This window comes from Pseudomonas sp. H3(2019) (assembly GCF_007713465.1).
Lineage (GTDB): Bacteria > Pseudomonadota > Gammaproteobacteria > Pseudomonadales > Pseudomonadaceae > Aquipseudomonas.
In genome coordinates, this window is the sequence record NZ_VMSG01000004.1 from 140,269 (window position 1) to 152,346 (window position 12,078).

10 protein-coding genes are annotated in these 12,078 nt (G+C 51.4%); 4 read left to right on the top strand and 6 right to left on the bottom strand.

Annotation, left to right across the window (positions count from 1 at the left end; genetic code table 11):
- The first annotated feature begins 870 nt into the window (after positions 1 to 870).
- The 4 genes from FPT12_RS06190 to FPT12_RS06205 are packed head-to-tail and all read left to right on the top strand — an operon-like array spanning position 871 to position 6,200.
- Entirely contained in the window at positions 871 to 2,211 is a 1,341-nt protein-coding gene (locus tag FPT12_RS06190; RefSeq protein ID WP_145015109.1) for a hypothetical protein, read from the top strand.
- Positions 2,211 to 3,173, top strand: coding sequence for a hypothetical protein (locus tag FPT12_RS06195; protein WP_145015110.1), 963 nt, complete (start codon positions 2,211 to 2,213; stop codon positions 3,171 to 3,173). The genes FPT12_RS06190 and FPT12_RS06195 overlap by 1 nt, the downstream gene beginning before the upstream one ends.
- A gap of 2 nt (positions 3,174 to 3,175) precedes the next feature.
- Positions 3,176 to 5,251, top strand: coding sequence for a hypothetical protein (locus FPT12_RS06200; RefSeq protein ID WP_145015111.1), 2,076 nt, complete (start codon positions 3,176 to 3,178; stop codon positions 5,249 to 5,251).
- A complete protein-coding gene (locus FPT12_RS06205) occupies positions 5,241 to 6,200 on the top strand; it encodes a hypothetical protein (RefSeq protein ID WP_145015112.1) in 960 nt (319 codons plus the stop codon). The genes FPT12_RS06200 and FPT12_RS06205 overlap by 11 nt, the downstream gene beginning before the upstream one ends.
- A gap of 328 nt (positions 6,201 to 6,528) precedes the next feature.
- Here FPT12_RS06205 and FPT12_RS06210 read toward each other — a convergent pair whose 3' ends face one another.
- The 6 genes from FPT12_RS06210 to FPT12_RS27620 form a co-directional block, all read right to left on the bottom strand.
- Positions 6,529 to 6,894 carry a histone-like nucleoid-structuring protein, MvaT/MvaU family gene (locus tag FPT12_RS06210; RefSeq protein ID WP_145015113.1) on the bottom strand — a complete coding sequence of 122 codons (366 nt, stop codon included), beginning with the start codon at positions 6,892 to 6,894 and terminating at the stop codon, positions 6,529 to 6,531.
- A gap of 220 nt (positions 6,895 to 7,114) precedes the next feature.
- On the bottom strand, positions 7,115 to 8,059 hold the full coding sequence (locus FPT12_RS06220; protein WP_145015115.1) for a chromosome segregation protein SMC: 945 nt from the start codon (positions 8,057 to 8,059) through the stop codon (positions 7,115 to 7,117).
- A gap of 91 nt (positions 8,060 to 8,150) precedes the next feature.
- Positions 8,151 to 11,057, bottom strand: coding sequence for a DUF927 domain-containing protein (locus FPT12_RS06225; RefSeq protein WP_145015116.1), 2,907 nt, complete (start codon positions 11,055 to 11,057; stop codon positions 8,151 to 8,153).
- Positions 11,054 to 11,326, bottom strand: coding sequence for a DUF3077 domain-containing protein (locus FPT12_RS06230; protein ID WP_145015117.1), 273 nt, complete (start codon positions 11,324 to 11,326; stop codon positions 11,054 to 11,056). Before FPT12_RS06230 ends, FPT12_RS06225 begins: the two co-directional genes overlap by 4 nt.
- Positions 11,323 to 11,607: a hypothetical protein gene (locus FPT12_RS06235; protein WP_145015118.1), complete on the bottom strand. Its 285-nt coding sequence runs from the start codon at positions 11,605 to 11,607 to the stop codon at positions 11,323 to 11,325. The genes FPT12_RS06230 and FPT12_RS06235 overlap by 4 nt, the downstream gene beginning before the upstream one ends.
- A complete protein-coding gene (locus FPT12_RS27620) occupies positions 11,604 to 11,762 on the bottom strand; it encodes a hypothetical protein (RefSeq protein ID WP_177412281.1) in 159 nt (52 codons plus the stop codon). Before FPT12_RS27620 ends, FPT12_RS06235 begins: the two co-directional genes overlap by 4 nt.
- Positions 11,763 to 12,078 lie beyond the last annotated feature (316 nt).

The window sequence follows — 12,078 nt, forward strand, 5'->3', positions numbered from 1 at the left end:
ATATCATATTGATTTTATTGAATAAATTACGCGTTACACTGGCTGATGTTTCCTGGGATAAAAGGTGTAGCAATCACGCGAGGTGTAACGTATTCGGTCAACCTGCCGAATCAAACGGGGTACCCTGCCGGTCAGACAGAACAGTACACCTGTCAATTAACGCCCAGGATCGGGCGCTCGATTTCGTCTGCTCACGACCCAAACTTGTCATTGGAAGCCCTCAAAATTAGGAAGTGTTGATACACCTGGACGTCCGCCAGCCACCGCTACACTAGCCTTTCAAAACGAGCTTTGCCCCTCTTGATCCCACATCCGTTGGAACGAGCCCCCATCAGCTCCCTTTGCAAAGCTTGGGTCATTCCAATCGCTCCATGGATAACGGCTTCGGGCCAGCGTTCATTTCATCGTAACGTCTTAAGTAACATTGCGGCGCTCCTTGACGCGCATTTACTCTAAAAGGCGTGCTCGCGCTCATGCGAAATAATTAAAAGCAGAAAAAGGTCAGCGCATGGGACCGAAGGATTCGCAGATCGATTCAGCTTCATCAATTCAAGCATTGAATACCGGAAAAAATGGCGGCTGGCAATAGTCCATGCAAGCGTCGTATCGCGTTATGGGGTAGCCCAAACGGTAGGGATGCCGTAACCACTCAAAAAGTAGAAATGAGTGATTTTTTGATCAGCGCATTTGTGTAAAAAATGGTCCTCCACAGAGCCACGACCGAGCGTCCAACCCTCACCAATGATAGGATGCGTTCCAAAATGGTGGCTCTGACTACATCGAGTCTTGCTAAGCGTATTTTACAAACGATCAAACAAACGGAAAAAACCTTGCCAGCTTCTTTTGAGTGCTTCGCTAGAGCAAACGGGAATGAATAAATTCGTCCAGTGGCGAGGTAAGGGGTATCCGTTCTCCACTGATGCCATCCTTGACAGCTTACTCGCGAACTTCATAAATTCGGGAGAGGCTCAGGAGGTCTCATTCCGGGAGCTCGTGCCATGGATGAAGGTCGGAGAGCGTGCGACGCACTACATTCATAGCTACCCAGCGAAGCTCTTGCCGCACATTGCGCATTTCTTCTTGGCGTCAGATCGGGTCTGCCCCCTAGCAGGTCGAGTACTTGACCCTTTTTCAGGCACAGGAACAGTTGCGTTAGAGGCAATGCTATCCGGTCGTGAAGCGTTCTACGCAGATGCTAATCCATTAGCGCGTTTGATTACCTCAGCAAAGACGACCCTTGTTTGTGAAAAGGATCTTAACGAGGCGTTCAAACAGTGCCTCTCAGACTTCAAAAAAAATCGTACTCGGTCTCATCCTGAAATCGTAAATATCGAGCATTGGTACACTCCTGAAACCATCAAACATCTTAGTCGACTTAAAGCAGCTATAGGCCATCAACCTAATGGCATCATTAAAGACTTTCTCCTAGTCACTTTTTCATCGATTACAAGAAAAAGCAGCTTGGCGGATCCAAGGTTATCCGTCCCAGTAAAAATCAAAGACTATCCCGGTCGAAGGGATCGTAAGTCTACAAGCGTAATTGATTTTTTCTCGGAACAGTTCGAATCAAACCTAAAACGCATGCGCGAATTGTCCGCCATGGACAGTGGCACGCATAGACCCTGTCTGGCGGGGAAAGATGCGCGCAGATTAGTTGTTGAGTCTGGACAACCCTTACCTTCTAGCTCTATAGACTTAGTGATAACTTCTCCGCCCTATGCAGGAGCGCAAAAGTACATTAGGGCGACTAGTCTTAACTTAGGCTGGCTAGAATTTGCGAAGCCTTGCGAGCTTCGCGGTCTCGAAGACCAAAATATTGGTAGAGAGCATATACCAAAGCAGAAATACATGAGCTTTTCGAGTACTGGCATAAAAGATGCTGACAAGATCTTAAAGTGCGTATACGAAGTAAACCCTCTGCGAGCATCTATCGCCTCCACCTATTTGATCGAGATGCGACAGGCTCTGACAGAAGTATTTAGAGTTTTGAAGCCAGGCGGACAACTTGTCTTGGTGATTGGGAATAATATCGTATGCGGGCATGAGTTTATGTCTTCAGACTATTTGCTAGAGATTTGTGAAAGTTTGGGTATGGAGCTAAGGCTGAAGCTGATCGACTCGATCAAATCAAGAGGTTTGATGACTAAGCGCAACAAAACCGCCAGCCTTATAACTCGTGAGTGGGTCTTGGTTTTGAGGAAGATTATTTAATGGAACTAAAAGACATACTAAAGCGTAAGATTGAAGTTCTTTCTCAGCAAGCTTGGGACTCTCGCCTAACTTGGCCCGATGTTGAAGCTTGGCTAGAAAATTTTAATGGCCAGTTCAAAGATGAAAGCAATGAAAAATTGCACGCGTTACACCTGCTTTCACAAGTTAACTATTTTGGGCTTGACTTGCTTAGAGAGATGCTTAAGTGTGTATACCAGACACTATACCGACACCCAATAACATCTCAAATCCGTCGTGCTAATAACGACACTCTAGACCCCGGTATTATCGAGCCGCTTTTTTTAGAAGAGCGTCTCAAGACCCGATTCGTCGGGGTAGGCAATCCTTCAGAAAGCGGCCCTCATCTTCTGTACTATTTCAGGCAGATAAATAATCTAGGGAAGGATTTGTTTATTGATAGCGGTGATATTTTCAAATTGTCCCGTGACAATCAAGGGCAAATTCAAATTTCACAGCACGATAAAAGTATAAAGCGGTATGTATTTATTGATGATTTGCTAGGGTCTGGCTCGCAAATTGAACAATATCTCTCGCACAAACTTAAAGAGATTCGCCGCTTTCCAGGTGTAGAATGTCACTACTACGCTTTATTTGCTACGACAAAAGGTTTGGAGACGGCTAGAAAACCAGAATACTTTGGGGATAATGTTTCTTGTGTATTTGAATTGGATGAAACATTTAAATGTTTTTCGCCGAATGCAAGAGCATTCGCTAACCTTCCCAGTGGCCTAGACAAGCAAAGTGCGCAAGATATCGCTGCTGGATACGGCGCTAAGCTACTACCTAGCGATCATGTTTTAGGTTATAAAAATGGTCAGCTGTTACTCTCATTCTTGCACAACACCCCTGATAATTCTTTGCCAATTATGTGGTTCGATAATCCATTATCAACCTCTTGGGTGCCGATTTTCAAACGATTCGATAAAAAATACGGAGTGTGATCATGGAAAATAATACTAATCCATTTGATCTTATTCGGGCTGCTGACTATTCCGACCTCCAGATAAAAGATTTTTGGGTTGATTTTAAAGGGCAAGAACTACAGGCCTTGCTCGAGCCAACTTCGATTACATCAATGCATATTCTCGGAGGTAAGGGGAGCGGTAAGACACACCTGATGCGATATTGCTCCTACCCAGTGCAAAAACTTCGATTCCCCGATCGTTCGATAGAAGGGCTGGTAAGCGAAGGTTATATCGGAATTTTCCTCCGTGCTAACACTCTAGATACGGGAAAGTTTTCCGGGAAAGGCCAGGACGGAGAAAAGTGGGGGACGCTGTTTAATTATTATTTTGAGCTAAGATTGGTTGAAAACTTGATACTTACTCTGATAGATCTATCAAAGTTCGATCACAAATTAATGCTAGAGCTCAACTCCTTGGTCGGCGATGTGTTGCTGCTGCTGGACGAGCAGCCAACCCAAAAACCAAATACCCTAACTGGTCTTTTGGATTTTATAGTTTCACTTCGGAAAGCCGTCGACCTGAGTGTAAATAACTGTGTATTCACTAGAGCGCTCAATGTAAATATATTACTAAGTCCTGGGTCTTTGCTCTTTGGCGTGCCAGCGCTCGTAACGAAGCGAATAAAGATATTCGAGAAGCTTCGATTTATATATTTGGTGGATGAGGTTGAGAACTTAACCGTAGATCAGCAAAAGTTTTTGAATACGCTAATTCGTCATTCAATGGATCCTTGCAGCTTTAGGCTTGGTGCTCGATTATACGGCATCAAAACGCTTGCTAATTACGGTACTGATGAAGAAAACAAAGAAGGTTCAGAATTTAAAGCGTTGTATTTAGATCAAATTCTGAGGTCTAAAGGTGAGGCGTTCAAAGAGTTTTCAAGGGAGTTGTGCGCCAAGCGTTTAGAGGACGGCGGTTTCGCGAATAAACCGGGCGAACAAAAACTTAAGGGGCTACTGCAGAGTTTTTTTGAAACGTATAGTTCAGACGATTACTATCGTAGCCACACTAAAGAATTAGTCGGAATAGCCAAGTCATCCGAGCGCCCGTACTTTAAAAAGCTTCGTGATCAGCTTCATTCAAAAGGTACAAATAATGCCGTCGCAACTGCTTCTGACGCTAAAAGAATAATCTCTTTGCTCAGCATCCATGAGCATCCCCTGGTTGAGAAAGCTAACATTTTCATGCTTTACCAAGATTGGTATCGCGGAAAAGACCTAATTAAGTCAGCGGAATTAATTTCCGAAGAATGCAAAGGTTTTCTTGCAGGTGAGCCCGGTCGGCACAAAACTTTATATGGGCACTTCGCTATAGATTTGTTGGCTCAGTTATATCGAGATTACAAACAGTCACCGACTCCAATGTATGCTGGGTTTGACTCGTTCGTTAGAATGTCAGCCTGTGTCCCGAGAAATCTGTTGGTAATACTGCAAAATGTTTACAAATGGGCATCGTTCAATGGTGATCGCCCATTCCGAGACGGGCCTATTCCAATCCTGACTCAAGCTGAAGCTGTCATACAAAGTGCCGGGTTTTTCTTTGACGAAGACGCTAGGCCAGGTGCGGACGTTCCTAACGTTCAGCGTGCAGTAGAGCGTTTGGCCGAATATCTCCGCGAAGTACGCTTTTCCTCCAAACCAGTTGAAGTATCTCCATTAGCCTTCAGCTTGGATGTGTCTAAGCTGTCAGAAGCCGCCAAATACAATCTCAAACGAGCAGAAAATTGGTCATATATTTTTCGCCATCCCAAAGGGCGTCCCAACGCAAACTCCAAGCGCGTCGATGAAAAATATCAACTGAACCCTATGCTTTCGCCCAAGTGGGATCTTCCCGTATCTGTTCGCGGAGATGTCCGCTTGCCCCACGGCGTAGCGGAAGCCATATTCGGTACGCTTGACAGCTCAGGCTTTCAAAAGGAGTTGAACGAGGCAACCTTAGGCATGAAGGCTCCTAATTTTGGCAAGTCAAGAGCTCAGTTAAATCGTCCGCATATGGAAGAGCTATCCACCAACAATACTCTTTCATTGAATTTTGGTGACGATGATGCGATTTGATTATTTTTACAAAACTCGCTTGCCCATAGAAGGAAGCTGGCCGCTTGATGCTCAGTATGATGTATTCATTTCTGCATATAATTTGAGCGATCGAATAAAAGTCGTATTCGATAAATGTCAAGCGCCGCTAAAACTATGGCTAATTTTTCCCCAATACCAGTTTAACGAATCTGAGTACCCTGTAAGCGGAGAGGTGTTCTACTCGTCGCAGATGGAAGAATCTGAGTATTTAAACGAGTTTTTTGAGAAGTACGCTGAGTCGCTGACAGGCAAGCGACTGTGCATTGATATAACCGGCTTTATGCGACCGCACTTATTATTTCTGATCAAGTTGCTACAGTATTATGGTCTTCTGAAATTTGACGTAATTTATTCTGAACCTGTTCGATATCAGAAAAAAGACGATACCAAGTTTTCTGCAGGTCCTGTAACGCTAGTTCGATCAATCGCCGGATTTGAAGGTGAACCAAACAATGAAAGCTCGAATGATATTTTGCTCCTCGGTATTGGCTATGATCACGAGCTGCTCAAACAAGTGGCTGAGCATAAAGACTTCGCAAATATAGTTACATTGTGGGGGTTTCCTTCTCTTAGAGCAGATATGTATCAAGAGAGTGTTGTTCGGGCTAGTAAGGCTCCAGAAGCAGCATTTCCGACTGGGAGAGGCAAGCAGCGATATTATGCTCCCGTCAACGATCCATTCTCTACCGCTGAGCGAATCCACGAAGTAGTGCAAACTGAGTCGTTAAAAAAGCCCATCACTAATTTATATTTGAGTCCTCTTTCTACTAAGGCTCAAGCACTAGGCTTTGCTTTATATTACCTCTATGCAAAAAATAATGCTTCGAGCATAGTATTCCCTTTTGCTAATGGCTATGAACAAGAAACATCTATAGGTACCGCCGAAATATGGAAATATTCGATAGAACTACCAGCTTGGACGATTTAACATGAGTTAGCAGTGGCGGTACGCTAAAGTTTCGATGAAAGTCAAAGAGCTGCCATCACGGGTTTTTTTGAGGAAGAGGGCGCTAATCTTGGTAGCCCTGAGGGTGTCCGCTTCACTTCGATTTTGGCCCTCTGTGAAGAGAAATCGGTTTTAAGCAGCCGGGTCGCTAACGACTGCTTCCGGCGGAAAGCAGTCCTTAAATTTTGTTGCAGAACAATATGACCCCCTATGTCTTTCCTTAAATGACGCAGGTCTGAGATGTGATTTTGTGGCTTGAAACCAATAGCAAAAAGGGCCCCGCATGGGCCCTTTTTCAGGTGAAGCAGATTTACTTCTTCCGCCATCCTTCGACGACATTGGCTCCGTGTTTCGCTTTCCACTCTTTCAAAGCTTTGTGGTTGCCACCTTTGGTTTCGATCACTTCACCAGTATTCGGGTTTTTGTAGACCTTGAGTTCGCGTGGTTTGCGTGTGGTGACGGCCGGAGCTCCGTTTGGACGCCGCGTCGTGGTTTGCGGCTCTAGAATGTTGATGATGTGCTTCAGGCTAAACCCATAGTGTTCGAGCAGCTTGCGCAGTTTCGTTTCGAACTCAATTTCTTTCTTCAGTCCATCATTACCTTTCATCGCTTCCAGTGCCTGGAGCTGCTCAGCGAGGTGTTTTTCCAGCTGGCGGTACTCTGCGAGTTTGGACATTTTCTTTCCCTTGTTTGGAGTGGTCGTGCGTAGTTATTAAGATAAAACGGGCTGGTTAGAAGTTCAGCGCTATTTTCGACGGTTCAGTTGGCTGTCAATGTGCGTCATTTCCGATTTAATCGCGTTGATGGTTAGCGTTTGTATCGGACTAGTTTTGCCCGGCCCTGCGTTGATGGTTTTCAACAGGGCATTGAGATGGGCCTTCCGAGTTTTGAGCGTATCAGACCAACTGGCGCTGTTCTGTATCGGCTTGTTCATTACGTTCATCCTTACGTTGTTCCAGATTGCTCATGACTTCAGGCTGGTGCGGTGTCGGTAGGCTGTCGAGCTGGAACAAGTCCCGCGCGCGGTACTGGCGCGAGCGAGCTGATAGCTCTTCCCACGTCCACTTCCCAAAGTTCTCGCCTTGCTCTGGAACGGCAAGCTTCATAAGTCCGATCTGGTCACGGCCGAGCAGGTTGTAATTCGCCCATAGTTTTCCGCCTACCTCGAACAACGCTTTAGCGGCCTCGTTCCATCTCTCCTCGAATAGCGTCTGCGAAAGCAACAGGGCGGTGCGCTCTATCTCTTTATGTTTTACCTGTGCTTCTGAGATGTATTTATCGACGGTGACCAGCTCCTGCTCCAGCGCGGCCATGATCAAATGTTGTCGACGGTTATGTTCGGCGGCGGTTGTCAGGTTCTTCGCGGCCTTTTGTGCGTCGGCGTTGGCGTTCTTCTCGCCTTCAGTATCGCCCCATGCGACTGCCTGCGCGTACGCAGTGGCGGCGTCCGTTTCGGCCTGACGAGCTTTCGCCATGTCCTCTTCCGCCTGCTGCTGAATTTGCTCCAGGCGGGTGCTGAGGCTCTGACGCTTCTCCTTCAATTCCTGCTCATCAGCGGTCCAGTTGTCCATCGCGTCGATGTATCCCGCCATCAGGCAATTGCAGTCGGCGAGGCTCTCACGGCGACTGATCTTTCTGTCCAAAAGGTCGGCATTGTTTTTGCGTGAATCGAAATTCCGTTTCAGCTCGTTGTACTTGTCGCGTAGTTCGCGCTCCTGAGTCGGCTCGATGGTTTCCTCACTTTCCAGCACGGCCTCAATAGGCAGCAGTTGGGCATGCACTTGATCGGCGTCGCTCAGCAATTGGTCGCGACGGTCTTTCAGGTCTTGAATCTCGTTCATTGTCTGGTCTCTCTCAATTCGATTGTGGGTTGGTTGAGTGGCTGGCGAGGCCGGGAATAAGCCGGCGCTACCTCGATCAGCAAAGATGCCCTTAGGCAGCCCGAGCCTCGCTCTCATCCATTCCCGGAATCGTCTTTACGATGTAGCAGCGTTGCGTGCCGAGACCGGGCAACCGGATGAGACTCGACGCCTTACCGTCCTTCCCCGGTTCCAGAACACCGCGCTGTAGCAGTTCCTTGTTCACCGCGTTGATGTTCATGCCTCGGAAGATCTCCGAGCGCCATAACTCGGGCAGCACGTAGTAGGTGTTGGTGGTGTGAAGGGCGTCGCCCAGTCCGTGCTCGAGCGTCTTACGAAAGCCGAGGCGGTCTATGGTGCGCGGGCCGTGTTCGTCGATCTTTGCCGCCGTCGATTCCCAGCGTGTAAAACGGCTTTCGCCGAAGCGCTCGATGACTTGGCGCAGCCGCGCCAAGATCGCATCGCCCTCGAAGTTACCGGCGCCGCCACGCTCGTTCATCCAGGCGTTGAGGCACACGCGAGCGGCGGTAGTGGCAGTCCCATCGGGCCAGCCGGTAATCCCCATGGCGGTGGCCAACTCACCCGCTGCGGCCGCGAGGCCGAAGCGAGCGGCCGCACGGTGTGCTTGTCCGCTGGCCGATGCGGGTAGCGATTGGGCGATAAACCCTTCCAGCGTGCGGCGCAGGATGGCGGACCAACCGTGACGTTTGCCCGGTTCGCACAGCGCCGTGAGAAACGCTGTAAGCGGTGTGCCGTAATACTTCGCTACCCGCGCCTTGAGCGCGTCGGCGAGTGACGCCGCATCCTCAAAGCCGTTCAACGCATCGAACATGCCGAGGCCTTTGCTCGCATCGGCCGGAACGGCGAGCATGCGTACCTCCATGCCCGCTTTCAGCTCCTTGTTGGCTTCGGCCATGTGCTGAGCCAGCGTCTTCTCTCCGGTGGAGAGAAACAGCAGACGCCACTCCTGTACCTGGCGGCCTGCTTGCCCTCGATCATTGGCGCGTGCCTTGCCAGTGCCGTTGCCGAGCATGTACACCGTCTCGCCGATGATGCGCGGATCGCACATGCCGATTTCATCCAGCACCAGAAGCCCATCGGAATGCGCGGCGGCGATGGATTCCAGCGCGTTGTCGGTGGAACGCCACGACCGCACCAGACGCGGTCCGCCGTAGATCGAGGCAGCAACTTGCAGGTGCGTGGTCTTGCCGCCTGAACTGTCGCCGTACAAGTGGAAGCCGCCCGACTCATGGCCGAGCATGTGCAGCAGCGGGCCAGCAAAGGCCACGCCGACGACGAACGCCAATCGATGATTGCCGACGCAAAGTGCGCCGATCTGCTCCTGCCACTGCTCAAGCGAGCCTGCTTCGCTGATTGGCGGAAGCTGAGAACCCGCCTCGTAAAAGTGTAGGTGTTCGCTGTGTGCGCCGACCTGTTGCTCTGGCAGCAGAAAGGCGCTGTCGTGCCAGCCCAAGCGGGTGACCAGTCGTGCCCGTTGCGCGCTGTCGAAGCCGCCGAGGTAACTCTGCAGGTCGTTGCGTGCGTTGCGTCCTGAGCGGCTGCCCGCGAGGCGAAGTCCCATATCTACCAACGGTCCGAGTACGTCCTTGCCGAAGTCGCCGGTCATGGTGCGCGCCGGGATATTCCAGCGTTTCTTGGCTCCGTCGGGATCGTCGAACTCGACCAATAGGCCCCAGTTCTGGCCTTTGTCGTCGCGGGTGCGAGCCAGGATTTCCAGTGGCGAACACACCGGCCGCGCCTCGCCGTCGTCGCCCGCATAAAACACGCCTTCGGACGTGAGGCGAAAGCCACCGGGCATCAGGTCGTTTTTCGATTTTGCGGGGCGCTTGGCGGCGGTTTTTGTCTTCGGTTCTGGTTTGGTCTCGGCCTGCTCAGGCTCCGTCTTTTCGACAACCAAACCGAACATTTCTCCGCTGCTTTCCAGCTCGGCGAAGTGCGCCGCCGTCCAGCCTTTCGCGAGCGCATCGGCAGCATCGTCACCGTCGACCCATTGACCACCTTTGGCGAAGGCGGCGCGGTCGTTCTTCAGTGTGGGCTTACGTTTGAACACGTCCAGCGCGATGAGCCGGACCGAGGCGGCGCCGATTTCGCGCAGCTTGTCGGCCACGGCTTCCATGCAGGCTTTACCGCTGACATCGTTGTCCGGCCACAACAGCACTTCGCGACCCTTGAGCGGTGTCAGGTCGGCTTTGTGCCAGGAGTTGGAGCCGTTCGGCCAGCAGGTGGCCGCGTAGCCGGGCAACAGTTCGGCGGCGGCGTCGGCAGCTTTCTCGCCTTCGCAGAGAATAACCGGTGCGTCAGCGCGCTGGGTCAGTTCGTCAAGGCGCAGCAGTGGACGCGGATCGGGCAGACCCTGCCAGCGCCATTGCGTGGTCTGGCCATCAGCGCGCTGACACCATGTCAGGGGAGCAAAGACTTTCTTCGGTTTGCCGTCTTCTTCCGGCGCGAGGTCGAAGCGGTATAGCGCCATAAGCGGCTGGCCCTGCGCGTCGCGGTAGATCCACACCTTGGACGGCGCGCCATGTTGCCGATGCTTGGCCGGGCACTTATTCATGGCCTCGGCCGGGATCGGCTGAATGGCAATCCACTCAGGTGCTTTTGTCTTGGCAGACGCTGGCTTGGTCTGGGCGGCGCCGGGCGATACGTTGAACAGGTCTGCCAGCTTTTTGCAGGCCTCGACGTCGGTGCCGCCGTCCAGATAGCGCACCAGATCGATCAGGTCGCCGCCCTTGTCACCGGTGGCGAAGTCGGCCCATGTGCCCTTGCTCAGATTGATCTTGAGCGAACCGGCGCGTTTGTCGCTGCGGGTCGGATTCGGTGCGGTGTATTCCTTGCCGCCGTCCACGCGCTTGCCGTTTGGCAGCCAGTGCGACAGGACACGATCAATGTCTTTCAGTGCGGCGGTTTTCACGTCGGCGAAGCTGGGACGTTTCGCTGAGTTGCTCGGGCGTTGGCTCATGCGTCAGCCCTCGCCAAAAACAGCGCGTCGTTGATGTCATCGATCAATGCTTTGGCCATCTCGCCCAAGTACAGCGCAGGCCAACTGAAACGCTCGCCGCTGTCGCTCATGGCGGCGTCGAAGTTGAGCTGGTTTGCGTGATGTTGCAGCAGCGAAACCATCTCCAGTGCATCCTCGACCGGTATTCCGGCATTGACCCGGAACAACTTCAAATCGGTGGCATTCACACGAGTAAATGTTGCGTGGCCCAGCGTGGTGGAAGTGGTCATAGCGCACCGCCTTTCTGCGCGGCCGGAACGGAGGTGTTGTCACCGTGCAAGGTGAGGGTTTTGATCAGGCCGAGAGTGCCGCGAACGTCCCAGAGGACGGCCGCGATGACGTGGTTAGCAAGGCGCGAGGAGTCGTTTTCGAAGTGATCCTCCAGCAGCGTCAGCACCGAGTCGGCGCGAGCAATGGCGCAGGTGATGGCGTCGATGGGCACACCGGCTTCTGCGGTCGGATTCACGCAGAGCAGGTCTTCAGGCAGGGCGAAACTCAAAGCGTTGTTCATTGGGCACCGCCTGCGGTTTCGAGTGCGCGGGCTTTGGCCATGTGGTCGTTGTAGCGGGCAAGACGTGTAGCGAGGCTGGAGTTGGCGTGTAAAGCGGCGAGAGCCATTGCCCGATGGGCAGCGGCGCGAAATTTGGACGGATTGAGAGCAGGCATAGGTGACACTCCAAGTTTGAAGATGGAGCTGCCACTGATCGTCGCCAAACGATATAAGGTGGCAGCTGTGCGCAGGTTGGCGAACCGGGAACTTGGAACCCGGCAGACCCGAAGGTCTCCCACGCACAGCTGCCATAACACGAAACGGCGGGCACAAAAAAAGCGCCTGCTGTCGGTTGGGGCGCCTGTGCGCCAAGTAACTCGGGTCGCCAAACCCGGTCGCTGAATTTGCAGCGACGACCAGAGAGTAACGTCCGTTTTTTGAAAGTGCAACTGTGTTCATGACTTGCGGTTTTTTCAGGTGCGGCATAAATTG